The organism is Gammaproteobacteria bacterium, assembly GCA_011375345.1.
GTDB lineage: Bacteria > Pseudomonadota > Gammaproteobacteria > DRLM01 > DRLM01 > DRLM01.
Map to the genome: position 1 here is coordinate 1 of DRLM01000053.1, position 26,616 is coordinate 26,616.

Below are 26,616 nucleotides of genomic sequence, written 5' to 3' on the forward strand. Positions count from 1 at the left end.
CGTCGCGGCGACAGACTATGACGAAAAGCTGTTTAACAAAATCCCCGGACCCGCCGACAAGAACAAACAACAAGCCCAGCCTGCCGGTCGGGTACCGGCCGACAAAACCGGACAGATAAGGCAGGCGTATTTCGGTGACAATGTCCCTGAGCAGGAGCCGGCAATGGCGCCGACAGCGGGAGGGGGCAGCCGGGTGGAATGGAGTCAAGACCCCTTGCTAGTGGAAATGCGTGAGGAACTCAAAAGCCTGCGTGGGTACATGGAGAACCAGCTCAATGCCATGGCCTGGGGCGAAACCCGCCGCCGCTCACCCTCTCAGGCCCACGTCTTGAAGCGGGCCTTGAGCCTCGGCCTGAGTGATGTCACCGCCCGCGAACTGGCGGCAGTGGCCGAGGGCGTGCGCGATAACGACGCCGCCTGGCGCGCCGCCGTGTCTCATCTTTCCGCCAAGTTGCCCACTGCCGGGGAAGATGCCCTGGATGAGGGGGGGGTGATCGCCCTGGTGGGCCCCACCGGGGTGGGTAAAACCACGACGGTGGCCAAGCTTGCGGCGCGCTACGCCCTCCGGCGCGGGGTCCGCCACATCGCATTGGTCACCACTGACAACTACCGCGTCGGTGCCCACGAACAGTTGCGCACCTACGGCCGTCTGCTGGACATCCCCGTGCGGGTTGTGGCCAGCGGCCGGGAATTGCGCAGTGCCCTGGACGAGATGGCCGACAAGGACGTGGTGCTGGTGGACACCGCCGGCATGAGTCAGCGGGATATCCGTTTGTCGGAACAGCTTTCCGTGTTGCGCGGCGCGGGCAGGAAACTCAAGACCCTGCTGGTTCTGGCGGCCAGCACATCCCCGCAAAGCCTGGAAGAGGCGGCCAAAGCATTTCAGCGTGTCAGGCTGGACGGCTGCGTGCTCACCAAGCTGGACGAAGCCGGCCAGTTGGGCGGTGCGCTGGACACCGTGGTGCGGGAGCAGCTGCCCGTTGTCTACGTCAGCGACGGCCAGCGTGTGCCCGAGGATCTCCATCGTGCCCGGGCGGAGAACCTGGTCAGCCGGGCCCTGGTGCTGCTGGAACAGGGCGGCGTGCCCATTGACGACGACAGCATACCTTTTCTTGTGGGGAGGGCGGCGAGCAGTGCACATTGAGCCGGTGTTCCCATTTGTCATTCCAATGATGTACCCGCTCGGCGCGCGTTGGCGGACCGCTGTGGCAGGAGGACGGTGAACCATGCAGGCGAGGCCCCAGGTGGACCAAGCAGCAAGTCTGCGAAACATGGTGCAGCCGCACCCGGTTCGGGTGATTGCGGTGACCAGCGGCAAGGGCGGTGTGGGAAAAACCAACGTCTCGGTGAACCTGTCCGTCGCCATGGCGCTGGCGGGTCAGCGGGTGGTGTTGATGGACGCAGACCTGGGACTGGCCAATGTGGACGTGATGCTGGGTTTGCATCCCAGCCACACCCTGGCCGATGTGCTCGACGGTCATCGCACTTTGGAAGAAATCATTCTCACCGGGCCTGCCGGCGTGCGCGTGGTGCCCGCCACCTCGGGCATTCAGTCCATGGCGGAACTCAGCGCCATGGAACACGCCGGCCTGATTCGGGCCTTCAGTGAACTGGGCCATACCCTCGATGTGATGGTAATCGATACCGCGGCGGGCATCTCTCCCAGCGTGGTGACGTTCAGCCGCGCGGCCCAGGAGGTGATTGTGGTCGTGTGCGACGAGCCCACCTCCATCACCGACGCCTACGCCACCATCAAGCTGCTCAACAAAGACCACGGTGTTTACCGCTTTCGGGTGCTGGCCAATATGGTGGACAGCCTGCAAGAGGGCCGCGAACTTTTTGCCAAACTGCAGATCGTGACCGACCGCTTTCTCGATGCCCAACTGGAATTCATGGGAGCCGTTCCCTACGATGAATATCTGCGCAAGGCTGTGCAGCGGCAACGCGCCGTGGTGGAAGCTTTTCCCCGCAGCAAATCTGCGACCGCGTTCAAGAATCTGGCGGCAAAGGCCGATAAATGGCCCGTGCCGCGCGCCGCGGGTGGTCATGTGGAGTTCTTTGTAGAGCGGTTGATTCAAAGCAGTCAGGAAATGGAGGCGTCACTATGAGTGCCGCAGCGCAGTCCGCCGTCAAGAAACGTGGTGTTGCGATGAGCTATATCGATCAGGATGATCTTGTCACCCGGCATGCGCCGCTGGTCAAGCGGATCGCCTACCATCTGATGAGCCGTCTGCCTCCCAGCGTCCAGGCGGACGACTTGATCCAGGCGGGCATGATCGGCCTGCTGGAAGCGGCGCGCAATTATGACTCGGGTCAGGGGGCGAGTTTCGAGACCTACGCCGGAATACGCATCCGCGGCGCCATGCTGGATGAAATCCGCCGCAACGACTGGGCGCCGCGGTCCGTGCACCGCAAGGCGCGCAAGGTCGCCGACGCCGTGCGCCAGATCGAAAGCCGCGAGCGGCGCGATGCCCGGGATCATGAAGTGGCATCGGAACTGGGTATGACCCTGGACGAATATCACCAAACCCTCCAGGACGCCAGCGGCTACCTCGTCATGAGCTTCGATGACATGGGGGTGGATGATGAAGCCGTTGCCTCGCAGCTGTCCGACCGTTCCCCTGGCCCCGATGACGGTGTGCAAAACGATGATTTCAAGAAGAGCCTCAGCGAAGCCATACTCAGCCTGCCCGACCGGGAGCGTCTGGTGATGACGCTTTACTACGACGAAGAACTGAATCTGCGGGAAATCGGCGCCGTCATCGGTGTCAGTGAATCGCGGGTCAGTCAGATACACAGCCAGGCCTTGATCCGGCTGCAGGCCCGTCTGGGCCGCTGGCTGAATCCCGACGGAAACTAGATGCCGGGCGCAAACGGCCGCGAGACATTGTTTATTGGTGGAAGTGCGCCGAGGAGGTGACCTTGGACAAGAACATGAAAATACTGATTGTGGATGATTTCTCCACCATGCGGCGGATCATCAAAAATCTGCTGCGTGATCTGGGTTTCAACAACACTGCCGAGGCCGACGACGGTAATACGGCCCTGCCCATGCTGCAAGCGGGCAACTTTGATTTCCTCGTGACCGACTGGAACATGCCGGGGATGCAGGGCATCGATTTGCTCAAGGCCGTGCGCAAAGATCCCAAACTGGCGAGTCTGCCGGTGTTGATGGTGACCGCAGAGTCCAAAAGAGATCAGATTGTGGAGGCCGCCCAGGCCGGTGTGAACGGCTATATCGTCAAACCCTTTACCGCGGTCACCCTGAAGGAAAAGATAGAAAAGATATTCGAGCGCATCGAAGCGACCGCCAAATCCGCCTGACAACTGGGAGAGTGCTCAATGGATTCCACTGACGTAAAGCTGGCTGGCGATTGTCGGGCGCAACTGCGGTCGCTGCTGGAACAGATCGAAAACGTGTCCGCTGAAGAGGCGCAACAGCGGGTGGCGGCCTTTATCAAGGAACAGGAAGGCAGCCTGTATCAGGAAATCGGCAAGCTGACCCGGGGCCTGCACGAAACGCTGTCCACCTTCAGCTCGGACGACAAAGTGGTGGCCCTGGCAGAAAATGAAATACCCGATGCCAAGGAACGCTTGAACTACGTCATCACCATCACCGAGCAGGCCGCCAACCGCGTGTTGAACGAAGTGGAAGCCAGCTTGCCGGTGGCGGCCGATCTGGAGCAGCAGTCCAAAGAGTTGCTCGAAAAATGGCGCAAATTCCAGTCCCGGGACATGACCGTGGATGATTTTCGCACCATGACGCGGGAGATCGACGCGTTTTTGAATTCCACGACATCCAACGCCGTGATCCTGCACGGTCATTTGTCGGAAATGCTGCTGGCGCAGGATTTTCAGGACCTGACCGGCCAGGTGATCAAGCGGGTGATCAATCTCGTTCAGGATTTGGAAACCAGTCTGGTGGGCTTGATTCGTGCCACCGGTGAGCAGGCCGGCCCCCGCCCTGAACCCGTTGCCAGGCACCAGCGCGACATCACCGCCTGCGGGCCGCGGGTGGCCAGGGCGGATGGTGACGGCTATGTGGACGGCCAGGACGAGGTGGACGATTTGCTCTCCAGCCTGGGATTTTAGCTTTGCGGGAATAGCGGCTACGCTCAGGTGCGCGCTGCCCACAGGCAGTGCCTGAAGGAACGGTTTGAATTTATGGATGCCGACGACGACATTCTTCAGGATTTCCTGGTTGAGGCCGGAGAAATCCTCGAGCAGCTGGGCGAGCAGCTCATTGGCCTGGAGCAGTGCCCCGACGATCCTGACATATTGAACGCGGTTTTTCGCGGTTTTCATACCGTCAAGGGTGGGGCGGGGTTTCTCAGCATTGTTCCCCTGGTCGAGGTGTGCCACCGCGCGGAAGACGTGTTTAACGTATTGCGCCAGGGTCAGCGCCAGGTTGACGCGGACCTGATGGACGTGGTGTTCAAGGTGGTCGACGTGGTGAACGTCATGATGGATGCCGTGCGAAACGGCGAACAGCCCGAGCCCGCCGATCCTGCTTTGCTCAAGACGCTGGAGGACTACACCCAGGCCGCCGGCACCGGACCCCGGGCCGCCGCGCCCGCCCCGGCGGAGGAGGCGCCCGCAGCGTCCGCGTCGGAAGCGGATCCTGCCGATGCGGCGTTTGATGCCATGCTGGATGCGGTGGACGATGCGCCTGCGGCTGATGAGGCCGCGAGCGGACCTGCCAGCGACGACATCACCGAGGAGGAATTCGAGGCGCTGCTGGATGAACTGCACGGCGCGGTGCCGGCCGCCCGGCCTGATGCCCAGCCTGACGCCGCAGCTCCCGCCAGCGGGTCGGACGACATCACGGAAGAAGAGTTCGAAGCGCTGTTGGACCAGTTGCACGGTCCGGCTCCGGCCGCCAAGGCGGCGCCCGCGCCTGCTCCCGCGGAGCCGGCGGCAGCCCCCCTTGCCGACGCGGCCCGGGATGGACCACCGCCCGCAGCGGCGGCGCCCAGCCCGCCGCCATCGGCCGTTCCGGCTCCAAGCCCGGAAAAACCTGCGGGCCGCAAGCCGCTGTTCAAGGACGGTGGGGGCACGCAGGCGGAGACCACCGTTCGGGTGGACACCAGGCGGCTGGACGACATCATGAATCTGGTGGGCGAGCTGGTGCTGGTGCGTAACCGCATGGCGACCTTGAAATCGTCCATGGAAGACGACGAAATCGCCAAGGCGGTCGCCAATCTGGATTTGGTCACTGCCGATCTGCAAAGCGCCGTAATGAAAACGCGCATGCAGCCCATCAAAAAAGTGTTCGGACGTTTTCCCCGGGTGGTGCGCGATCTTTCCCGCAGCCTGGGCAAAGAGATCAATCTGGAAGTGGTGGGAGAAGAAACCGACCTGGACAAAAATCTGGTGGAGGCCCTGGCGGACCCCTTGGTGCATCTGGTGCGCAATGCGGTGGATCATGGCATTGAAACGCCTGATGTGCGGGAGGCCGCGGGCAAGGACAGAGTGGGCAATGTGTTGTTGTCGGCATGCCAGGAGGGTGATCACATTCTGCTGACCATCGAGGATGACGGGGCGGGCATGGACGCGAACCGCTTGCGGGAAAAAGCGGTGGAGAAAGGTTTGCTCGATGCCGACAGCGCCGCGCGCCTGGACGACAAGGAGTGTTACAACCTCATTTTCCACCCCGGATTCTCCACGAAAACAGAGATCTCGGACGTGTCCGGCCGCGGTGTGGGCATGGATGTGGTGAAAACCCGTATCACCCAGCTCAACGGCAGCGTGGAAATCGATTCTGAGCTGGGCCGCGGCAGCAAAATCAAGGTCAAACTGCCGCTCACCCTGGCCATCGTGCCCACCCTGATGGTCATGCTGGACCGGCAGATCTTTGCTTTGCCGCTGGCCAATGTCAGCGAAATCATTCAAATGGATTCCGCCCAGACCAGCGTGGTGGACGGCCAGCAGGTGGCGGTCATCCGCGAGCACACCCTGCCCTTGTTTTATCTGCGCAAGTGGTTGGTACAGAATGCAGGGCCCGACGATGGTGCGGCGGGGTATGTCGTGGTGGTGCAGATCGGCGACCGGCAGATCGCCTGCGTGGTCGATCAGCTCATTGCCCAGGAAGAAGTCGTCATCAAACCCCTGGGTGCCCTGCTTCAGGGCACGCCCGGCCTGGCGGGGGCGACCATTACCGGAGATGGACGTATTGCGTTGATACTGGATATGCCCAGCCTGATGTCGGGCTATGCCGCGCGCATGTAGGGGCCGTGCAGACTCATGCCGATCAGGGTCCTGGTGGTCGATGACTCGAGCTTCTTTCGCAAGCGGGTCAGCGCCATGATTGAGAGCCATCCGTCTTTGCACGTGATCGCCACGGCGGAAGACGGGGAGGAAGCCATAGAGAAAGCCCACACGCTCCGTCCCGACGTGATCACCATGGACGTGGAAATGCCGGTGATGGACGGTATCACCGCAGTGCGCCGTATCATGGCCCGCGACCCTGTTCCCATTCTGATGTTCTCCAGCCTGACCAGCGCAGGGGCCCAGGCCACCCTGGATGCCCTTGATGCCGGCGCGGTGGATTTCCTGCCCAAACGGTTCGAGGCGATAAGCGATGTCCACAACGAAGTGACCGGGTTGCTGTGTGCGCGGATATTGAGCATTGCCCGGAGAAGTGCAGGGGCGGCAAGGTTCAGGAGCGCGCGCACGGCGGTCCCGGTGACGCCGGTGCCAGCGTGCCAGCGGGACGGTGAGCGCGCTTCGGTGCGCAATACCGACATCCTGCTCATCGGTGCCTCCACCGGCGGCCCCGCGGCCCTGCAGCACATTCTTCCGGCGCTGCCCCGTGATTTTCCCCTGCCTGTTGTGATTGTGCAGCACATGCCCGGCGCCTTCACCGGTCCGTTCGCGGACCGGCTGGACAAGATGAGCCGGATTCATGTCAAGGAGGCGGAGCAGGGTGACAGACTGGTGCCTGGCTGCGCCTTGCTGGCGCCGGGCGGGAAACAACTGGTCGTTCAGAAAGTCGGCGGTAACGGTATCGCGCTGATATCAGAAAACAAAATCGACACGGCATACAGACCCAGCATAGATGTGACTTTGTCATCCCTGGCCCTGCATCACAACGGCCGTGCCCTGGCCATCATTTTGACCGGCATGGGTGCCGACGGTTGCGCGGGCGCCGCGGCCCTGAAGTCCCGCGGGGGGCTGGTGTGGACGCAGGACGAACAATCCAGCGTGGTCTACGGCATGCCGCATGCCGTGGCGGCGGCGGGACTGGCTGATAAGACACTGGCCTTGCAGGACATTGGCGCCGCGCTGGTGTCCGTGTTCTGTCAAGACGGCTGCCGATGAGACACGGTATGCGGATACGGCCGGCCCGGGCGCGCGGTGTCCCGCTGTAGGGGGGTCGGGCTATGCGTGTTTGGTCCGTGGCGAATCAGAAAGGTGGCGTTGGGAAAACGACCACCGCGGTGAGCCTCGGCGCCTGGCTGGCCAAGCAGGGCGCCCGTACGCTGTTGGTGGACCTGGATCCTCACGGTTCTTTGAGCGTCTGGTGTGGTGTGGATCCTGATACGGTGGCGTGCAGCAGCTACGCCTTGTTTGGTGAGCAGCGGTCGATGCCGCAAGCCCTGGTTGTGGATACGGCCGTGCCGCATTTGCGGCTGATTCCTGCATCGCCGGCACTGGCGACTCTGGATCGGCAGTTGGGTGCCACCAGGGGCAAGGGGCATGTGCTGCACCGCAACCTGGCGTTTTGGCGGGACGAATTCGACTACGTGATCCTGGACTGCCCGCCCACACTTGGCATCTTGATGGTCAATGCGCTGGCGGCGGCAGACCAACTCATCATACCGGTGCAGACAGAATTCCTGGCGCTGAAAGGGCTGGAGCGCATGATTCGCACGGTGGGCATGATCAGCAAGGCGCGGCCAAGGCCGCTGTCTTACCTGATCATCGCCAGTCAATATGACCCCCGGACACGGGCGTCAAAACGGACGTTGCACACGCTGCGCGAGTGTTATGGCGATAAGCTGTGGGATCTGGTGATACCGGTGGATACCCTGTTTCGCGAGGCCAGCGAGCGTGTCTGTCCGCTGCCGGTGATGCAGGAAAGATCCAAGGGCGCCCTGGCCTACAGAGCGCTGATGGACTGCCTGCTGGAAGCAGAATCCCAGTGCGCCGGGGCCTGCTGACGGATTGCTGGCCGGTGTCAACAGAGCGCGTGCCCTGCCTGGACAGTGATCGAAGATGAACGAGTCACTCTTGGAAGAAAACGAAGCCTTGGCGTCCTATTTCGGTCAACTGATGGACGGTCATGACTCCGGCAAACCGGGTGCAGGAGCGTCGGCGGAGTCACCGGATCGCTGCGGTGTTGAGGCTGACCATGAGCCGGAACCGCCGGGGCCGGCGTCAAACAGCGCTCATGAACCTGCGACATCCGCCCGGACGGACGGCGACGGGGGGGGTATTTATCAGATGTTTCTTGTGGCCGGGCTGTGCCTGGCCGTTGATGAGGCAGACGTGGTGGGCATTGCCCGGCATGCGGATTTAACGGAACAAAAAACGGGCAAGGATGGCGGGCGCGGCAGCTACAACTCAAAGTGGGGTGTGCTGAGGGTGGTGGATACCGCGCAGCTCATTGGCGCCGGACGGCGGCAAACGCTGGCAGCGGGCACGGCACCCCCGTCTTTCGTCGTGACGAGGCAGGGCCTGGCATTGCTGTGCGACAAAGTGCTGGCCGCGGTGACCGTGGATCAACACAAGGTCATCTGGCGCAGCGAGCGCACCGGCCGGCGGTGGCTGGCGGGTGCGGACAGGGAGCGCAAGTTTGCCATCCTCGATGCCGAGGCACTGCGTCAATACGATCTGACAGCGTTGCCAGCTCCCGTGAGCTGAGCACTGATTTGTTTTTTCCCCGCCGGCGTCATTTCGATGGCACGCTTCGTGCAATTCCCGTTGTGCACAGTGTGTGGCGTCAACCCTATGACGCGCGCAGAACCGGTTACCAACGCGAAGGTGAGCTATGGGTCAGTCAGAACCTGCCGTCAACGACACGGTTTCTCAGTGGGTCACATTCAGGCTTGATGAAGAGACGTATGGCATAGACGTATTGCAAGTGCAGGAAGTCCTTAGAGTCAGCGAAATCTCACCGGTTCCGGGAGCGCCGCCCTTTGTCATCGGCATCATCAATCTGCGTGGCAATGTGGTGACCGTGATCGACACCCGCAGCCGCTTTGGCCTGATGCCCAAGGAAATCGATGATCTGTCTCGCATCGTGGTGATAGACAGCAACGAAAGAGTGGTGGGCCTGTTGGTCGACAGCGTGGCCGAGGTGGCCTATGTGCGCGACTCCCAGATCGAAGGCGCCCCCAGCGTGGGTACCGATGAAAGCAGCCGTTTTGTGTCGGGGGTCTGCAACCGCGACGGTCACCTGCTGATTATGATCGATCTGGAAAAATTCCTGGGGGAGGATGAATTCTAGCCCGGCCGGGCATCTCAGCTTACCGTCAGAGTATTCCATGTTTATGTTTCTGATTACTGTGCTGGTACTCATTGACATCGCTCTGCTCGCAGCCTTGGTGGCGGCCAGGCGCCGCCTTGACCGGGCATCCGCACCTGATTTGCGGGCGCTGGAAGCGCTGCGGGCGGACATCAAGGCGCTGTGTACCGGTGCCAGGAACATGGGTTTGCACCTGGAGACGCTGGAGCGGAAATACCGTCTCCTGGTGGAGCGTCAGGACCGCTTGGACCTGTACGAACCGGACAAACAGATTTACGATCATGCCATACGCCTGGCGCGCAAGGGGGCGCAGGTGGATGAGCTGGTCGATCACTGCGGTCTGGCCCGGGGCGAGGCGGAGTTGTTATTGCACGTACACCGCAGTCAGGAACACTAGCCCGGTGGCTTATTGCGCCGGCAGCAGAGTGTCGCTGGGCCGGCCGATGAAATAGCCCTGGGCGTAATCCGCGCCGTAATCCTTGAGCACCCGCAACACCTCCGCGTTTTCCACAAATTCCGCCACCACCCGTTTATTGAGCGTGCGTGCGATGGCGATGATGGATTTCACCAGTGTCTGGTCGACGGGGTCATTGATCAGATTGGTGATGAATGAGCCGTCGATCTTGAGATCGTCAACGGGAAATTCCTTCAGATAGCTGAAGGAGCTGAATCCGGATCCAAAATCGTCCAGGGCGAACCGGCAGCCCAGCTGGCGCAGGCGCGTGATCATGTCCCTGGTCTGGGAAAGATTGCTCATGGCTGCGGTTTCAGTGATTTCGAAGGTGATTCTGCCGCCGTCAACGCCGGTTTCCTCCAGCTTCCTTTTTACCAGCGGCAACAGCTTGCGGTCTTGAAATGCATGGCCGGACAAATTGATATTCAGGCCCAGGGGGGGGGACGAACGGTCCGTCTTGCTCAATACGTCAATGGAGCTTGACACCACCCATGAATCGATGTCGTGGATCAGCCCCATGTGTTCAGCCACGGGGATGAACTGCCCGGGGGAGATGAGCGAGCCGTCGTCAGCCGTCATCCGGATCAGGGTTTCATAGCGGCTCACGGTATTGGTGCGCAGGTCCAACACCGGTTGGAACACGAGTTTGAATTTATTGTTGGCCAGGGCCTCACGGATGCGGGGCACCCATTGAATGGCATTGCGCAACGTGGCCATGGCCTGGTCCTCTGCACTGAACAGATGGACCATGTTCCTGCCGTTGGTTTTGGCGACGAAACAGGCTTCGTCCGCGCGGGCCAGTATTTCGCTGCCGCTGCAAATGTCCCCGGGACGTACCACCGACACGCCGATACTGGCGCCGATATGGTAGTGACGGTTGTCGGTGACAAAGCGAAAGGTGTCCATGGATTTTCTCAGGGCGTCGGCGGTTTCCAGGGCGTCGTGCTCGGAGATATCCATGTACAGGACGGCGAACTCATCGGCGCTGATTCTGGCCACCAGGCCCCGGGGGCTGCACTGCCGGCGAAGCAGATTGCCCACATCGACCAGCAGACGGTCTCCGGTGATGTGGCCTTCTGAGTCATTGATCAGTTTGAACTGGTCCAGGTCTATGTACAGCAGGGCGCTGTGCTGCTGTTGTTTCCTTGCCCTGAACACTGCCACTTCCAGTTGCTGCTCCAGCCGCCTGCGGTTGCACAAGCCGGTCAGGTCGTCGTGACCCACCAGGTGTTGCAGCCTCGCTTCCATAATGCGGCGTTCCGCCAGTTCCGCCTCCAGCTGGCGCTCTTTGTTTTTTCTGAGATCGCGTTCTTGCTTGAGCGCCAGCGCTGAAATCACCCGCGGGACGAGATCAACCTTGCGGACCGGTTTGAACATGATATCGGTGGCACCGGCCTCGTAGCTGTGGCGCACCACCTCTTCCTGCCAGGCGCTGTTGGCGGTGATCATGATGACCGGAATGTCTTCCCATTCTTCGGTGGCGCGGATGATGCGGCACAGTTCGTGACCACTCATCCCCGGCATCATGATGTCCGTCAATACTGCATCGACGGCGCTCAGGCCCTCGCTGCGGCATTCTTGCAGCAGCACCAGCGCTTCTTTGCCGCTGTGTGCGGTGACCAGGTTGGTGAAACCACTGCGGCGCAACAAAGACTTCAGCAAATCGACATTGTCGTCGATGTCGTCGACCACCAACACGCGCATTTGCTGCAACGATTCAAACTTGGCGGCGCTGCTGCCGAGCAGGCCGGCTCGTTTGGCGCGCTGGCCGGTGTTGCCCTCAGGGGTGTTGGCTTGCTGCGGCATGGCTCGGGAAATATTATGTGATTACAACGAGTTATTATGTTCGTTGGGCGCCTATCCCTTATCGGCGCCGGGGACCGGCAACTTTAGCAGGGTGTTGAAAAGGGCTTTCCCGGCCTTTTTCAACAAGCTGTTGGACAAAGTTCGTTGTCCCCGTCACGAGTTCGGGTATGCCGCCAATCGTCTATGATTACAGGGGAGGTACCGTTTCAGGGGAGAGACACGCTATGAAGTTGCCATTGCAGATCACCTTCCGCAATATGGAGGGTTCGCCAGCCATGGAAGAAAATATCAAAAACAAAGTGGAAAAACTGGAGCGCTGTTTCGATCAGATCATCGCATGCCGTATCGTGGTGGAGGCCATGACCCGGCGCCGCCAGCAGGGCAATGTGTATCATGTCCGTATCGATGTTACCGTGCCGGGTGGTGAGATCGCGGTAAGCCGTGACCCCGCCGTGAGCCATGCGCATGAAGATGTCTACGTGGCGATCCGCGATGCCTTCGATGCTGCCAGGCGCCAGTTGGAGGAGCGCAGTCAACGGCGCCAGCGCCGGGTCAAGCATCATGAGTCGGCACCCCAGGGGCGGGTCGCTGAACTCTTCCCCGAGCAACACTATGGCACCATAGAAACCCTGGAAGGCCGGCGTATCTACTTTCATAAAAACAGCTTGATCAATCTGAGTTTTGCTGAGCTTTCCGTGGGCGCTTATGTCAGCTTCAGCGAAAGCACTGGTGATGAAGGGCCTCAGGCCAGCAGCGTGAAGGTGTTAGCCTAAGCCTGGGGCTGGTGGGGGGCATCGTGTCGCTGGTCCGCTTCCATTTGAGTATTCCCGCGGACGATTATCTCGCCTACTATCAAGGTGCCGCGCGCGCGGTGAGTGTGGTGGCGGCCGACGGCCGGAGAATCGAATTTCCGGCCGCGGTCCTGCGACCCTTTGTCGGGCATGAGGGGATCTACGGGTGGTTTGAAATTGAGTTCGACCAGAACCGGCGCCTGGTTGATATCCGGCGCCTTCAACGCTGAAGCCAGGAGGCTTGAGTGACCGGTGCCGGTCCTGGGGCCTGTTTGCGCGTGGGCACCTCGGGCTGGTCCTATGCGCATTGGCACGGTGTTTACTATCCCGCCAGGCTGCGGCCCGACGACCGCCTAGCTTATTATGCCCGCGAATTCGACACGGTTGAAATCAATCATTCTTTTTACCGTCTGCCCGTTGCGGAGACGTTTTCCCGCTGGTGCAATGCCACGCCGCCGGGTTTTGTTTTTGCCGTCAAGGCCAGCCGCTACATCACCCATCAGAAAAAACTGCACAAGGCTCACGGCGCCGCCCGTTTGTTTCTGGAGCGGGCGGCGCATCTCAAGGACAAACTCGGACCGGTTCTGTTTCAGCTCCCGCCGCGCTGGCGCTGCAACACCGGGCGCCTGCAGGCCTTTGTCCGCCGGCTGCCCCCGGGTCGGCGTTATGCCTTTGAATTTCGCGATGCGTCCTGGCACCGGGGGGAGGTCTGCCGCCTGCTCCAGCGCTACGGTATGGCGTTTTGTGTGTTTGATCTTGCCGGCCGCAGCGCCCCCTTTGCCGTGACGGCCGATTTTGTATATCTGCGTTTGCACGGACCGGGTGCAGCCTATTGCGGCCGCTATGGTGAACAGGGCCTGAGGCCCTGGGCGGCATTTGCACGGCAGTGCCTGGCGGACGGCCGGGACGTGTATTGTTATTTTGACAATGATGAATCGGCTCACGCGGTGGCGGATGCGCGCTCTTTGCGGGCGCTGCTCAGGGCATAGAGTCGTTCGCGCGAGGCGCCCTTTGGTTGCCGTCCAGCAGTGTTTGCAGGAATCGGCCTGTGTAAGAGCACCCCGCGGCGGCGATGTCTTCCGGAGTGCCGCTGGCGATGACGGTGCCACCCTTGTCACCCCCTTCGGGGCCCAGGTCCACAATCCAGTCCGCCGTTTTGATGACATCCAGATTGTGTTCAATGACGACAATGGTGTTGCCCTGGTCCCGCAGCCGGTGCAGCACGTGCAGCAGTTGCCGGATGTCGTGAAAGTGCAGGCCGGTAGTGGGTTCGTCGAGAATATACAGTGTGCGTCCCGTGCTGCGCTTGGACAGTTCGCGGGACAGTTTCACCCGTTGGGCTTCACCGCCCGACAGGGTGGTGGCATTTTGCCCCAGGCGAATGTAACTCAGGCCCACGTCCATCAGCGTCCGCAGCTTGTTTTTTACCACCGGCACGGCGTCGAAGAATGCCAGCGCGTCTTCCACTGTGAGATTCAGCACCTCAAAGATATTTTTCCCCTTGAAACGGATTTCCAGGGTCTCGCGGTTGTAGCGTTGGCCTTTGCACACATCGCAGGGCACGTACACGTCCGGCAGAAAGTGCATTTCCACTTTGATCACACCGTCACCCTGGCAGGCTTCGCAGCGGCCGCCTTTGACGTTGAAGCTGAAGCGGCCGGGTGAATAGCCCCGGGCCCGTGCTTCCTGGGTGCCGGCGAACAGCTCGCGGATGGGGGTGAACAGGCCGGTGTACGTGGCCGGGTTGGAACGCGGCGTGCGGCCGATGGGGCTTTGGTCGATGTTGATCACTTTGTCGAACAGATCCAGCCCTGCGATTTTGGTGCAGGGTGCCGGCTCGTCGCCGCTGCCGTAGAGGGTACGGGCGGCGTGGCGGTACAAGGTGTCGTTGACCAGGGTGGACTTGCCGGAGCCGGACACCCCGGTGACACATGTCATCAAACCCACGGGGATGGCGACATCGACGTTTTTCAGATTGTTGCCTGTGGCACCGCGGATGATCAGTTGTCTGCCGGCATCCGCCCGGGTGCGTGTGGCGGGCACGGCGATGCACAGCTTGCCCGACAGATACTGGCCGGTAAGGGAGGCCGGATTCGCCATCACCGCCTGCGGCGTCCCTTGCGCCACCACCCGGCCGCCGTGCACCCCCGCGCCCGGACCCATGTCCACCACATGATCCGCCGCCTTGATGGCGTCTTCGTCGTGCTCCACCACGATGACGGTGTTGCCCAGGTCGCGCAGCCGTTGCAGGGTGTCCAGCAGGCGCTGGTTGTCGCGCTGGTGCAGGCCGATGGAGGGCTCGTCCAGCACGTACATCACCCCCACCAGCCCCGCTCCGATCTGGCTGGCCAGGCGAATGCGCTGGGCTTCGCCGCCGGAGAGGGTGTCGGCGGCACGGTCCAGGCTGAGATAATCCAGGCCTACGTTGACTAAAAAGCCGAGCCGTTCGTCCACTTCCTTCAAAATCTTGGCCGCGATTTTGCCGCGCCGGCCCGGCAGCAGCAGGGTGCGGAAAAACTCGTGGGCGCCTGCGATGGACAGCGCCGTCACTTCGGGCAAGCTCAGCCCGGCGAGGTAGACATGACGTGCTGCACGCCGCAAGCGGGTGCCATTGCAGCCGGGACAGGGGCGGGTGCTCATGTATTTGGTCAGTTCTTCCCGCACCAGGTTGGATTCCGTTTCCCGGTAGCGCCGCTGCATATTAGGGATGATGCCCTCGAAGGGGTGGGTGCGCCGGGATCGCACGCCCCGTTCCGAGACGTAGTTGAATGTGATGACCTCCTCGCCGCTGCCGTACAGCACCACTTCCCGCACTTTTTTGCGCAGCTTGCCGAAGGGCTTTTCGATGTCGAAGCCGTAGTGCCTGGCCAGGGATTTCAACAACTGGAAATAGTAGGCATTGCGCCGGTCCCAGCCGCGCACCGCGCCGCCAGCCAGGCTCAGGCCGGGGTCAACCACCACCCGCTCGGGATCGAAGAATTGATGTACCCCTAAGCCGTCGCAGTCGGGGCAGGCGCCGGCGGGGTTGTTGAACGAGAATAAGCGGGGTTCCAGCTCCGACAGGCTGTAGCCGCAATGGGGGCAGGCATAGCGGGAGGAGAACAGCAGCTCCGCGCCTTCGTCCGCGTTGATGAAAGCCACCTTCACCAGCCCTTCGCTGAGGCGCAGCGCGGTTTCCACGGAGTCCGCCAGCCGTTGCTGGATGTCGGGCCGCACCTTGAAGCGGTCCACCACCACTTCGATGCTGTGTTTGCGGCGCAGATCCAGCTTGGGCGGATCGTCCAGCTCAAACACCTCGCCGTCGATGCGTGCCCGCACGAAGCCCTGCATGCGCAAATCGTCCAGCAGTTTCAGATGCTCGCCCTTGCGGTCCTGAACCACGGGGGCCAGCAGCATCATTTTGCTGCCTGCTGGCAGGTCCAGAATCTGATCCACCATCTGGCTCACGGTCTGGGCTTCCAATACCGTGTTGTGGTCCGGGCAGCGGGGCTCGCCGGCACGGGCGAACAGCAGGCGCAGGTAGTCGTAGATCTCCGTCACCGTGCCCACGGTGGAACGGGGGTTGTGGGAGGTGGACTTCTGCTCTATGGAAATGGCGGGGGAGAGGCCCTCGATGTGGTCCACGTCCGGTTTTTCCATCATGGACAAAAACTGGCGGGCATAGCTGGACAGGGATTCCACGTAGCGCCGCTGGCCCTCGGCATAAATGGTGTCGAAGGCCAGGGACGACTTGCCCGAGCCCGACAGGCCGGTGATGACAATCAGCCGGTCACGGGGCAGGTCCAGATCAACGTTTTGCAAATTGTGGGTGCGGGCGCCGCGTATGTGAATGCTGTCCATCGAGTCGCTCTTCTCGTCTTTTTGTGCCCCCCTTTGAAAAAGGGGGCGGGGGGATTTTCCACACCGGGCCTGCCCCCCGAAAACCACCAGTTTCAGAGCCTGTTCTATTGTGATTTGGTCGATCCTTCCAACCCCCTTTTTCAAAAGCGGGAGCTTGGAAGGCTGGAGTTGTTCTAAAAGACCAAGCTGCTAAGATACGCCCCTTTCTTGTCACCGGATCAACGCGAAGGGGGTATCCATGAGTGCAGAGGATATGACGCCCACAGAGCGCCGCGCCGCCGTATCGCTGGCGGCGATATTCACCACCCGCATGCTGGGTCTGTTCATGATTCTGCCCGTGTTTGCCCTTTACGCCGAACACCTGGACGGGGTGACGCCCGCGCTGGTGGGGCTGGCCATCGGCATTTACGGCCTGTCCCAGGCAGTCCTGCAAATCCCCTTCGGGCTGATGTCCGACCGCTTAGGTCGCAAGCCGGTGATTGCCTTTGGCCTGGTGGTGTTCGCCCTGGGCAGCGTGGTGGCTGCGGTGGCGGATTCTATCACAGGGGTTATCATCGGCCGCGCCCTGCAGGGCAGCGGCGCCATCGCTGCGGCGGTGATGGCGCTGGCGGCGGATCTCACCCGCGAGGAGCACCGCCTCAAGGCCATGGCCACCATCGGCGCCAGCATCGGCCTGGCCTTTACCGTTTCCCTGATTCTCGGCCCCGTGCTCAACCACTGGATCGGTGTGCCCGGTATCTTCTGGCTGACGGCGCTTCTGGCCCTGGTGGGGATAGCTATTCTCTACCTGTGGGTGCCGACCCCCGGCCACAGCCAGGTCCACCGGGATGCGGAGCCGGTGTTGTCCTCCTTCGGTGCGGTGCTGCGCGACGGCGAATTGCTGCGGCTGGATTTCGGCATTTTCACCCTGCACATGCTGCTCACGGCCAGTTTCGTCGTGGTGCCGCTGGCGCTGCGCGATCATGCCGGCCTGGCCACCGCTTTTCATTGGGTGGTGTATCTGGGCGTCATGGTGGTGGCACTGGCGGCCATGGTGCCATTGGTCATCATTGGTGAGAAGCGGCGCAAGCTCAAGCAGATATTCGTTACCGCCGTTGCCATGCTGGGAGTGGGTGAGTTGCTGCTGTTGCTGGGTTGGGAGTCCCTGCCCGGGATTGTCCTGGCGCTGCTGGTGTTTTTTACCGCCTTCAATGTCCTGGAGGCTACCCTGCCTTCCCTGGTCGCGAAGGTCGCGCCCGCAGACAAAAAGGGGACGGCCATGGGGGTCTATTCCAGCTCCCAGTTTTTGGGCGCCTTTGCCGGTGGCGCCCTGGGCGGGGGCTTGCACGGCGCCCTGGGCCTGTCCGGCGTGTTCGGATTTTGCACCGTGGCGGCGGCGGTCTGGGTGGCGGTGGCGGCCACCATGGCACCGCCGCGTTATCTCAGCAGCCGGCTGCTGCACGTCGGGCCGCTGGGGGAGGCAGAGGCAATGGCGCTGGCGGAGCGTCTGCGCGCCGTTCCCGGGGTGGAGGAGGCGGTGGTGGCCGGGGAGGAGGGCGTGGCTTATTTGAAAGTGGACCATCAGCGTCTGGCGGAAGACGCTCTGCGTGAGTTTTCCACCGGGCAGTCGTAAACTATCGCCTTAACTATTTCCAGATCTTGCGAGGAACAGCCATGGCACGAGGCGTCAACAAAGTGATTTTGATCGGTAACCTGGGTCGTGATCCCGAAGTGCGCTACATGCCCAGCGGCTCCGCGGTCGCCAACGTCTCGGTGGCCACCACTGACAGCTGGAAGGACAAGCAGACGGGGGAGAACCAGGAGCGCACCGAGTGGCACAATGTGGTGTTTTTCGGGCGGCTGGCGGAAATCGCCGGCGAATACCTGAAAAAAGGCGGCAAGGTTTACGTGGAAGGGAGTCTGCGTACCCGCAAGTGGCAGGACAAGGAAGGCCGCGACCGCTATACCACCGAGGTGGTGGCCTCGGAGATGCAGATGCTGGACAGCCGCGGGACCGCGGGCGGCAGTGCCACAGCGCGCGACAACGGCACTGACTGGGACCGGCCGGCGCAGGCCCCGTCCGCGCAGGCCCCGTCCGCCGCCGCCTCCTCCGGTCCGGCGCAGGATTTCGATGACGATATTCCCTTTTAGGTTTCTTTAGTTGAGCCAGTGAAGCGTGGCGCCTTGATCCGGGCTGCCGCATGAGGGGGAGCGCGGGCCGGGTTTGTCAACAATGTGTAAACAATAGGCAATACCCCACCTTCCGGGTGAGTCAAGCTTCGGGATAGGTGTCCGAACTACTACACAGAACCTCAGGTGGGCCGGCGGTCGCCGCGCCCCATTTCCTCTCATTTCTGTGAGTGGTCGCACTGCGGCGTTCCCAGCGCCCGGACCGGCACAGCCAAGGACTATCGCGGTGGCAGCATGAATCTACACGAATACCAAGCCAAACAGCTTTTCGCCGGGTTTGACATACCGGTCTCTTCCGGCAAGGTGGTCACCGACGCGGGCCGGGCCCGCGCCGCGGCCGCTGAACTGGGCGGTGACGCCTGGGTGGTCAAGGCCCAGGTGCACGCCGGCGGACGCGGCAAGGCCGGGGGCGTCAAGCTGGTGCGCAATCCCGAAGACCTGGAAAGCGCCGTCCGCGACATGTTGGGCGCCCGCCTGGTGACCCACCAGACCCCGCCCGACGGGCTGCCCATCAACACGGTGTTGGTCGAGCCCACTTGCGAAGTGGCGCGGGAGCTGTATTTGGGTGCAGTCATTGACCGGGCCCGCGAGCGGGTGGTGTTCATGGCCTCCGCCCTTGGCGGCATGGATATCGAACAGGTGGCGGTGGACCAGCCCGACAAGATTCTCACCACCTCGGTGGATCCCGTGGTGGGCCTGCAGCCCTACCAATGGCGCCAGGTGGGTTTTGAACTGGGTCTTGCGGGTGATCAGTTCAAACAGCTGGGCCGTGTGATGACCGGGTTGTACCGCCTGTTCGTGGAAAAAGACGCCGCCCTGGTGGAAATCAATCCGCTGGTGGTGACCGGGGGGGGTGAGCTGTTGGCGGTGGATGCCAAGATCAATCTCGACGACAACGCCCTGTTCCGCCATCCCGAGGTGGCGGCGCTGAAAGACCCCAGCCAGGAAGACGAGCGGGAGCTGGAAGCAGAGCAGTATGGCCTCAACTACATTTCCCTGGACGGCAATATCGGCTGTATGGTGAACGGCGCCGGCCTGGCCATGGCCACCATGGACCTTATCAAACTGTGTGGTGGCGCGCCGGCCAATTTCCTGGATGTGGGCGGTGGTACCACTGCCGAGCGGGTGGCCGAGGCCTTCAAGCTCATTTTGTCCGATGACAAAGTGCAGGCGGTGCTGGTGAACATCATTGGCGGCATCGTGCGTTGCGATCTCATCGCCGAGGGTATCATCAAGGCGGTGCAGGAGGTGCACGTGGCTGTGCCGGTGGTGGTGCGCCTGGAAGGCACCAATGTGGACCAGGGCAAGGCCATGCTGAAGGACAGCGGCCTGGCCATCGAGACCGTCGACGATCTGACCGATGGCGCCCGCAAGGCCGTCGCCCTGGCGGCAGGAGCACACTGATGGCTGTTTTCGTCAATAAAAACACCAAGGTGATCTGCCAGGGGTTCACCGGCAAACAAGGCACTTTCCATTCCCGGCAGGCAATGGAATACGGCACGGATCTGGTGGGCGGTGTCACGCCGGGCAAGGGCGGACAAACCCACCTCGGCCGGCCTGTTTTCAACACCGTGCGCGAAGCAGTGGCCGCCACCGGTGCCGACGCCACCATGATTTACGTGCCCGCGCCCTTCGCCGCCGATGCTATCCTGGAAGCGGCGGACGCCGGTATCAAAATGATTGCCTGCATCACCGAGGGCATTCCGGTGCAGGACATGCTGCGGGTCAAGGCGGCGCTGAAGTCTTACGGCGCCCGTTTGATCGGTCCCAATTGCCCGGGCATCATCACGCCGGGCGAGTGCAAAATCGGCATCATGCCCGGCGCCATCCACAAAAAAGGCATGATCGGTATCGTCTCTCGTTCCGGCACCCTGACTTACGAAGCAGTGTATCAAACCACCCAAAACGGCCTGGGACAGAGCACCTGCGTGGGTATCGGCGGCGATCCCATCCAAGGCACCAGCTTTATCGACTGCCTGGCCGCCTTCGAGGGAGACCGCCAGACCAAGGGCATCGTGCTGGTGGGCGAAATCGGTGGCACTGCCGAAGAAGAAGCCGCCGACTACATCCGCACCAGGGTGCGCAAGCCGGTGGTGGCCTATATCGCCGGCGTGACCGCGCCGCCGGGCAAGCGCATGGGCCACGCCGGCGCCATCATTGCAGGGGGCAAAGGCCGGGCGGCGGACAAGATTGCCGCCCTGGAGGCGGCGGGCGTGCAAGTGGCCCGGTCGCCGGCGGACATCGGAAAACTGATGCTGGATTACTTTACCGGCTGATCTCAGCGCGCCGTCCGGAAAACAGTCCCAGCGGCTGCGGGAGCTGAAATAAGGGAAGAGGATGAGCAAGCACCTGCGGGTGGCGTTGGCCCAGCTTGATTTCCTGGTGGGGGATGTGGCCGGCAATCTGGCCAGGGTGGAGCGGGCGCTGGTTTGCGCGCGGGACGAACTCAGGGCCGACGTGGTGCTGTTTCCCGAACTCAGCCTGACGGCCTATCCGCCGGAAGATCTCTTGCTCCGGCCCGGCCTGCACCAGCAGGTGCTGCGGGCGCTGGAAATGTTGAAACGCCAAGTGCGGGGCATTGATGTTGTCATCGGCTATCCCTGCCCCGGCACCGGCGGCCTGTACAACAGCGCCTCTTTGATCCGCGATGGCGACATTCTTGCCACGTATCGCAAGCAACACTTGCCCAATTACAGCGTGTTCGACGAAAAGCGCTATTTCGTGCCGGGCGCCGAGCCGGCAGTGGTGGACATTAAAGGTGTGCCCGTGGCCATCACCATTTGCGAGGATTTGTGGCATCCCGGTCCCATGGCGCAGGCGAAGGCGGCGGGTGCGCGACTCATGCTTAACCTCAATGCCTCCCCCTTCCATGCGCAAAAACGCCGTGAGCGGGAAGACGTGTTGCGCCAACGCATCGGTGAGGCGCCCCTTCCCATTGTTTATGTCAATCAGGTGGGCGGACAGGACGAATTGGTGTTCGAGGGGTCGTCCTTCGTGATGGACAGCGACGGGCGCGTGGTGTGGCGCGCGCCCTTTGGCGAAGAAGCCCTGCGGGTGGTGGAATTCGAGTGCCGCGGGCAGGGGGTGCGACCGCGGCCCGGCGAGTTGTCACCGGCGCCGGAGGAAGAGGCCGGCGTTTATCAGGCCATCGTGCTGGGGGTGCGGGACTACATCGAAAAAAACGGTTTTCGCGGCGCGGTAATGGGCTTGTCCGGCGGTGTGGATTCCGCCCTGACCCTGGCCATCGCCGTGGATGCCATTGGCGCCGACCGGGTGGAAGCGGTGATGATGCCCTCCCGCTACACCTCGCAGATGAGCCTGGAGGACGCCGCCGCCGAGGCCCGGGCCCTGGGGGTGGAATACCACGTCATCGCCATAGAGCCCGGCTACCAGGCCTTTCTCGACAGCCTGGCGGAGGAGTTCGCCGGCGCTGCGCCGGACGTGACCGAGGAAAACATTCAGGCCCGCTGCCGGGGCGTCATTCTTATGGCCATTTCCAACAAAAAGCGCAAAATCGTCCTGACCACCGGCAACAAAAGCGAGATGGCGGTGGGTTATGCCACCCTGTACGGGGACATGGCCGGCGGCTTCGCCCCTATCAAAGATGTGCCCAAAACCCTGGTGTACCGCCTGGCGCGCTATCGCAACCGTCTTGGCAGCGTCATCCCCGAGCGGGTGCTGACCCGGGCGCCGTCTGCTGAACTCAAGCCCGGCCAGGTGGATCAGGACAGCCTGCCGCCCTATGAGGTGCTCGATCCCATCCTGGCTCTGTACGTGGAGCAGGACCGTCCGGTAGAAGAGATTATCGCCGCCGGTTTTCCGCCGGAGGTGGTGGCGCGGGTGGTGGCCATGGTCAACCGCAACGAATACAAGCGCCGCCAGGCCCCGCCCGGGGTGCGGGTAACGCGCCGGGCGTTCGGGCGCGACCGGCGCTATCCCATCACCTCGGGCTATCGAAGCTCGGCCGAACTGGATATCAACCGGGCCAGCCCTGGCGCCAGAGCAACATTTTGCCCAAAATAGCAGTTTTCCATACAGGCCCAGGCCAACAGAGGGGATGTAAGAATGAAAAAGGTTGAAGCTGTCATCAAACCGTTCAAATTAGACGACGTTCGTGAGGCGCTGTCGGAGGTGGGGATTACCGGTATGACGGTGGTGGAAGTGAAAGGCTTTGGCCGTCAGAAGGGGCACACCGAACTTTACCGCGGCGCTGAGTACGTGGTGGATTTCCTGCCCAAGGTGAAACTCGAGCTGGTGGTGAAAGAAGAGCAGGTCGAGCGGGCGGTGGAAGCCATAATCCAGGCTGCCCGCACCGGTAAGATCGGCGATGGCAAGGTGTTTATCTCTGACGTTCAGCGCGTCGTGCGCATCCGCACCGGGGAGGAGGGCGCCGACGCAATCTAGCAGCTTGTTGAAAAACCCTGCTTTGCAACAAGCTGTGTGCAGTGTGGGGCTGCACCGTCATGTTCAATGACGACAAGTCATTGAGCATGTGAGGCAGTCGCAAGCTGCCTTGGCGGCGGCCGGTGTTGAAAAAGGCCGGGAAGGCCTTTTTCAACATCTTGTCGGCTTGTTGAGTTTGAACTGGTTTGCAAGTTCAAACACGCGCTTCGAGCCGCCGACGGGGGTGGTCAGTCCCCCGTGCCGCCCGCGGCTGGCTGCTCTTTACTGGCCCCGGTGTCCGGAAAGTTCAAACTCAGCACTCGCCGGGCGTCGGCGGCCAGGTCGCTCAAACCCAGGTGCTGGTAGGCCTCGCTCATGATCTTAAGGGCTGCGGGAATGGCGGGTGTCTGGTCGTAGTGCTCCAATATGAATTTGGCCCGGTTGGCCGCCGCCACATAGGCGCCTTTTTCCATGTAGAAGCGTGCGGCATAGAGCTCGTTTCTGGCCAGGACTTCCCGCAGGTAAATCATTCTCTGCGCCGCATCGGCCGCGTAGGGGCTGCCCGGGAATTTCCGGATGAGTTCCGAAAAATAGCGGTAGGCTTCCTGCGCCGGGCGGGGATCCCGCTGGCCCGGATCGGTTTCAAACCATCTCTCCAGCGGCCCCATGGTGGGCATGCGCGCCAGCCCCTTGATGTAATAGGCGTAGTCCACCCGCGGGTGGCGGGGGTAGAGCTTGATGAACTGGTCTGCAGCGGCGACGGCGGATTCCGGTTCTTCGAACTTGTAGTAGGCGTAGGCGATGTTCAACTGCGCCTGTTGGGCATAGGCGCCGAAGGGGAAGCGGGCGATGAGGTCCTCGAAGTGTTCGATGGCGACTTCGTAGTCGCCGACATCCATGGCCCGCTTGCCTTCTTGGTAAAATTTCTCCGCCGGCCAGTTTTCCGGGTCGTCAACGGAGCTGGTGAATGCGGCGCAGGCGCTCAACATCAGGGCCGTGAGTAAAGGGACAAAGCTGCGTAGCGTGGGCATGATACTGTGCTCGAATGACGGCCCGGGGCCGTATGACTGCGTTCCGTCCGCTTGCCCGGCGTCCGTGCAAACGGCTGTTGTTTATGGCGCGTTCGCTGCGCTCAGTGCGGTGGCTTCTCCTTGTGCATCCCTGCCGGCCTGGCTTTCGCCCTGCCGGGCAGCAGCCAGGGCCTCGCGCATGGCGCGTTCCCTTTGCACCAGCATGGGGGCGTCTTCTGCCACGTATTGACGCAGATAGCGTAAATATTGTTCCGCAGTCTCCCGATAGCGGGTAGCGGGGAAGCGGTCCAGTATCTCGTTGAACAGCATATAAGCGCGGTGCAGGCCGGCCCGCCATTCCCGGCCGCCGGTGCCCATCATCACCGCCTGTTGAAACACCGCCAGGGCGCGTAAATAGTAGGCATAATCCACGCTACGGTGGCGCGGGTAACGATGGATATAAGCGTCGGCCATGGCGTAGGCGGCGGAAAATTTCAGATTCTTGTAGTAGGCGTAAGCCATTTCCAGCAGGCTTTGGGCGGCGAATTTTTCTTCCACCGCCAGTCCTTTGATTTTTTCGAATTCATCTATGGCGGTCACATAGTCCCCTGACTTCATGGCCTGGTGGCCGGCCAGAAAATGCTTTCTGGAGGGCCGGTCCTCGGCGGCCGTTGCGTTCTGGGCCAAGGGTGTTTGACTGACACCAAGCACGAAGCAGGCCAGCATGAAAGCGTAACACCTCACTTCAACAACCCTTCCCTAGGTTGGCACATCAGACCGCAATCTTTGTACACTTGCGGCATTCCCCCGTACCCGGCGAGCCCTGGATATCCGCTTGTTTCTGCCCCGCCTTCATCGATTTTCAGAGCTGACCTTCGGTGTACAGCGTTGATTTATGGCTTTTCTGCACAGTGATTATACGTGCAATTCAGTGATTCAAGAATACATGTATGAGCCCGGAGAAAGAAAACCGCCAGATACTTTCAGCCACCGTCCCCCTGAGCGTGGCGGGCAGGCGTCTCGATCAGGCTCTCGCGGCCCTGTTTCCCGCGTACTCCCGCAGCCGCTTGCAGCAGTGGATCAAGGCCGGGCGCGTCACCGTCAACGGCCGGGTTCTGCGCGGTCGCGCCAGACTCAGCGGGGGTGAACGGGTTGTCGTGGAAGTGGTGGCAGAGCAGGCGGTAAGCTGGCAGGCCCAGTCTTTGCCCCTGGCCGTGGTCTACGAGGACGACAGCCTGCTGGTCATCAACAAGCCGCCCGGCGTGGTGGTGCATCCCGCGGCGGGCAACTGGGACGGTACTTTGGTCAATGCCCTGTTGCACCACGCCCCCGAGCTGGAGCGCCTGCCCCGTGCCGGAGTGGTGCACCGTCTGGACAAGGACACCAGTGGGCTGCTGGTGGTGGCCCGCACCCTGGCGGCGCAAAAAAGTCTGGTGGCACAATTGCAGGCCCGCACCGTGAGCCGGGAGTACGCGGCGGTGGTGGTGGGCGCCCTGGTGGCGGGGGGCACGGTGGACGCCCCCATCGGCCGCCATCCCGTGGACCGCAAGCGCATGGCCGTGGTGCCAAGGGGCAAGCCGGCCATCAGCCATTATCGCGTCCAAGGCCGCTTCCGGGCCCACACCCATATTGCTGTGCGCCTGGAGACGGGGCGCACTCACCAAATCCGGGTGCACCTGGCCCATATCCGCCATCCGCTGGTGGGGGATGCCACCTACGGCGGCCGCGCGCGCCTGCCTTCCGGCGCCGGAGACGCACTCATTCAAGCCCTGCGCGGTTTTCCCCGCCAGGCCTTGCATGCCCGCCGCCTGGCCCTGCGGCATCCGCGGCGGGGCGAACCGGTGTCGTGGGAGGCGCCTTTGCCGGACGATATATGCCAGCTGCTCGCCGCGCTAAAAGCCGATACGGACGCCCAGGCATGACCGGCCCGGCCTGGATTACCCCGGACTGGCCCGCGCCCCCGACGGTGCGGGCGCTTGCCACCACCCGCAGCGGCGGGGTGAGCGAGCCGCCCTACGGCAGCCTCAACCTGGCCGGTCATGTGGGCGATGAGCCGGAGCAGGTGCAGGAAAACCGCCGTCGCTTGCGGCGTGCCGTGCCCTTGCCCGCGGAACCGCTGTGGCTGGCACAGGCGCACGGCACGGTTGTGGTGGATGCCGCCTGTGCCAGGGCCGGAGTGGTGGCGGACGGCAGTTTCAGCCGCCACCCCGGCCTGGTCTGCACCGTGCTCACCGCCGACTGCCTGCCCCTGTTGCTGTGCGACACTGGCGGTACTGTAGTGGCCGCCGTCCACGCCGGTTGGCGTGGCCTGGCCGCCGGCATCATCGAACAGGCCGTGCGGGCCCTGGGCCGGCCGGGGCGGCGCCTGCTCGCCTGGCTTGGCCCCGCCATTGGCCCCACCGCCTTCGAGGTGGGCCCCGAGGTGCGCCAAGCCTTCATCCAACAGGACGCCGCGGCGGAACACGCCTTTCACCCCGGGCGCGGGGACCGCTACCTCGCGAACTTATACGCCCTGGCCCGTCAGCGCCTCGCACGCGTTCATGTCACCGCGGTGTACGGTGGGCATTGGTGCACCGTGGGCGATGCTGAACGTTTTTTCTCCTATCGCCGCGACGGTCTCACGGGGCGGATGGCGGCCTTGGTTTGGCTGGCCCCGTGCTAAGTCCCCCATTTTTCAAAAGGGGAATAGAAAGC

Annotated in this window: 26 protein-coding genes; 22 read left to right on the forward strand and 4 right to left on the reverse strand. The window is 62.3% G+C overall.

What is annotated here, in order from left to right:
- The 11 genes from flhF to ENJ19_03850 form a co-directional block, all read left to right on the forward strand.
- Positions 1–1,144 (forward strand): flagellar biosynthesis protein FlhF (flhF, locus tag ENJ19_03800; protein ID HHM04851.1); only part of this gene is annotated, 1,144 nt, incomplete at its 5' end.
- 127 nt (positions 1,145–1,271) lie between these two features.
- The gene (locus ENJ19_03805; protein ID HHM04852.1) at positions 1,272–2,108 is read left to right on the forward strand and encodes a MinD/ParA family protein; all 837 of its coding nucleotides are present in this window, start codon (positions 1,272–1,274) and stop codon (positions 2,106–2,108) included.
- Positions 2,109–2,149: 41 nt separating this feature from the next.
- Positions 2,150–2,860 carry an RNA polymerase sigma factor FliA gene (locus tag ENJ19_03810; protein ID HHM04853.1) on the forward strand — a complete coding sequence of 237 codons (711 nt, stop codon included), beginning with the start codon at positions 2,150–2,152 and terminating at the stop codon, positions 2,858–2,860.
- 62 nt (positions 2,861–2,922) lie between these two features.
- Positions 2,923–3,324, forward strand: a complete 402-nt coding sequence (cheY, locus tag ENJ19_03815; GenBank protein HHM04854.1) for a chemotaxis protein CheY — start codon at positions 2,923–2,925, stop codon at positions 3,322–3,324.
- 18 nt (positions 3,325–3,342) lie between these two features.
- Entirely contained in the window at positions 3,343–4,092 is a 750-nt protein-coding gene (locus ENJ19_03820) for a protein phosphatase CheZ (protein HHM04855.1), read from the forward strand.
- 72 nt (positions 4,093–4,164) lie between these two features.
- Positions 4,165–6,228 carry a chemotaxis protein CheA gene (locus ENJ19_03825; GenBank protein HHM04856.1) on the forward strand — a complete coding sequence of 688 codons (2,064 nt, stop codon included), beginning with the start codon at positions 4,165–4,167 and terminating at the stop codon, positions 6,226–6,228.
- Positions 6,229–6,243: 15 nt separating this feature from the next.
- The gene (locus tag ENJ19_03830; protein ID HHM04857.1) at positions 6,244–7,320 is read left to right on the forward strand and encodes a chemotaxis response regulator protein-glutamate methylesterase; all 1,077 of its coding nucleotides are present in this window, start codon (positions 6,244–6,246) and stop codon (positions 7,318–7,320) included.
- A gap of 62 nt (positions 7,321–7,382) precedes the next feature.
- Positions 7,383–8,162, forward strand: coding sequence for a ParA family protein (locus ENJ19_03835; protein ID HHM04858.1), 780 nt, complete (start codon positions 7,383–7,385; stop codon positions 8,160–8,162).
- 55 nt (positions 8,163–8,217) lie between these two features.
- Complete coding sequence (locus tag ENJ19_03840) at positions 8,218–8,865, forward strand: hypothetical protein (GenBank protein HHM04859.1); 648 nt, start codon at positions 8,218–8,220, stop codon at positions 8,863–8,865.
- Positions 8,866–8,992: 127 nt separating this feature from the next.
- The gene (locus ENJ19_03845; GenBank protein HHM04860.1) at positions 8,993–9,451 is read left to right on the forward strand and encodes a chemotaxis protein CheW; all 459 of its coding nucleotides are present in this window, start codon (positions 8,993–8,995) and stop codon (positions 9,449–9,451) included.
- On the forward strand, positions 9,441–9,866 hold the full coding sequence (locus ENJ19_03850; protein HHM04861.1) for a DUF2802 domain-containing protein: 426 nt from the start codon (positions 9,441–9,443) through the stop codon (positions 9,864–9,866). Before ENJ19_03845 ends, ENJ19_03850 begins: the two co-directional genes overlap by 11 nt.
- A 9-nt stretch (positions 9,867–9,875) precedes the next feature.
- On the opposite strand, the gene ENJ19_03855 is transcribed toward ENJ19_03850, so the two are convergent.
- A complete protein-coding gene (locus tag ENJ19_03855; GenBank protein HHM04862.1) occupies positions 9,876–11,729 on the reverse strand; it encodes a GGDEF domain-containing response regulator in 1,854 nt (617 codons plus the stop codon).
- A gap of 224 nt (positions 11,730–11,953) precedes the next feature.
- Between ENJ19_03855 and raiA the strand changes: the two genes are divergently transcribed.
- Genes raiA through ENJ19_03870 form a run of 3 tightly spaced genes read left to right on the forward strand, consistent with a single transcriptional unit; the run spans position 11,954 to position 13,509 of the window.
- Entirely contained in the window at positions 11,954–12,502 is a 549-nt protein-coding gene (gene raiA / locus ENJ19_03860) for a ribosome-associated translation inhibitor RaiA (protein ID HHM04863.1), read from the forward strand.
- 23 nt (positions 12,503–12,525) lie between these two features.
- On the forward strand, positions 12,526–12,750 hold the full coding sequence (locus tag ENJ19_03865) for a DUF2835 family protein (GenBank protein HHM04864.1): 225 nt from the start codon (positions 12,526–12,528) through the stop codon (positions 12,748–12,750).
- A gap of 42 nt (positions 12,751–12,792) precedes the next feature.
- Entirely contained in the window at positions 12,793–13,509 is a 717-nt protein-coding gene (locus ENJ19_03870; protein HHM04865.1) for a DUF72 domain-containing protein, read from the forward strand.
- Here the strand turns inward: ENJ19_03870 and uvrA are convergent.
- Positions 13,499–16,360 carry an excinuclease ABC subunit UvrA gene (uvrA, locus tag ENJ19_03875; GenBank protein HHM04866.1) on the reverse strand — a complete coding sequence of 954 codons (2,862 nt, stop codon included), beginning with the start codon at positions 16,358–16,360 and terminating at the stop codon, positions 13,499–13,501. The two genes, ENJ19_03870 and uvrA, sit on opposite strands and share 11 nt — an antisense overlap.
- A gap of 253 nt (positions 16,361–16,613) precedes the next feature.
- Between uvrA and ENJ19_03880 the strand changes: the two genes are divergently transcribed.
- The 6 genes from ENJ19_03880 (at position 16,614) to ENJ19_03905 (ending at position 22,933) form a co-directional block, all read left to right on the forward strand.
- On the forward strand, positions 16,614–17,972 hold the full coding sequence (locus tag ENJ19_03880) for an MFS transporter (protein ID HHM04867.1): 1,359 nt from the start codon (positions 16,614–16,616) through the stop codon (positions 17,970–17,972).
- 41 nt (positions 17,973–18,013) lie between these two features.
- The gene (gene ssb / locus ENJ19_03885) at positions 18,014–18,490 is read left to right on the forward strand and encodes a single-stranded DNA-binding protein (protein HHM04868.1); all 477 of its coding nucleotides are present in this window, start codon (positions 18,014–18,016) and stop codon (positions 18,488–18,490) included.
- Positions 18,491–18,763: 273 nt separating this feature from the next.
- Positions 18,764–19,933 carry an ADP-forming succinate--CoA ligase subunit beta gene (locus ENJ19_03890; GenBank protein HHM04869.1) on the forward strand — a complete coding sequence of 390 codons (1,170 nt, stop codon included), beginning with the start codon at positions 18,764–18,766 and terminating at the stop codon, positions 19,931–19,933.
- Entirely contained in the window at positions 19,933–20,805 is an 873-nt protein-coding gene (gene sucD / locus ENJ19_03895; GenBank protein ID HHM04870.1) for a succinate--CoA ligase subunit alpha, read from the forward strand. The genes ENJ19_03890 and sucD overlap by 1 nt, the downstream gene beginning before the upstream one ends.
- Positions 20,806–20,866: 61 nt before the next feature.
- Positions 20,867–22,552 (forward strand): NAD+ synthase, encoded by a 1,686-nt coding sequence (locus tag ENJ19_03900; GenBank protein ID HHM04871.1) that lies wholly within the window; start codon positions 20,867–20,869, stop codon positions 22,550–22,552.
- Positions 22,553–22,594: 42 nt separating this feature from the next.
- Positions 22,595–22,933, forward strand: coding sequence for a P-II family nitrogen regulator (locus ENJ19_03905; protein ID HHM04872.1), 339 nt, complete (start codon positions 22,595–22,597; stop codon positions 22,931–22,933).
- Between the two features lie 227 nt (positions 22,934–23,160).
- Here ENJ19_03905 and ENJ19_03910 read toward each other — a convergent pair whose 3' ends face one another.
- Positions 23,161–23,943, reverse strand: a complete 783-nt coding sequence (locus ENJ19_03910; GenBank protein HHM04873.1) for an outer membrane protein assembly factor BamD — start codon at positions 23,941–23,943, stop codon at positions 23,161–23,163.
- 81 nt (positions 23,944–24,024) lie between these two features.
- Positions 24,025–24,666, reverse strand: coding sequence for an outer membrane protein assembly factor BamD (gene bamD, locus ENJ19_03915; protein ID HHM04874.1), 642 nt, complete (start codon positions 24,664–24,666; stop codon positions 24,025–24,027).
- A 206-nt stretch (positions 24,667–24,872) separates the two neighbouring features.
- Here bamD and rluD point away from each other — a divergent pair, with 206 nt between their 5' ends.
- Both rluD and pgeF read left to right on the forward strand, forming a co-directional pair.
- Complete coding sequence (gene rluD, locus ENJ19_03920; GenBank protein HHM04875.1) at positions 24,873–25,844, forward strand: 23S rRNA pseudouridine(1911/1915/1917) synthase RluD; 972 nt, start codon at positions 24,873–24,875, stop codon at positions 25,842–25,844.
- Entirely contained in the window at positions 25,841–26,584 is a 744-nt protein-coding gene (pgeF, locus tag ENJ19_03925; protein ID HHM04876.1) for a peptidoglycan editing factor PgeF, read from the forward strand. Before rluD ends, pgeF begins: the two co-directional genes overlap by 4 nt.
- Positions 26,585–26,616: the final 32 nt, after the last annotated feature.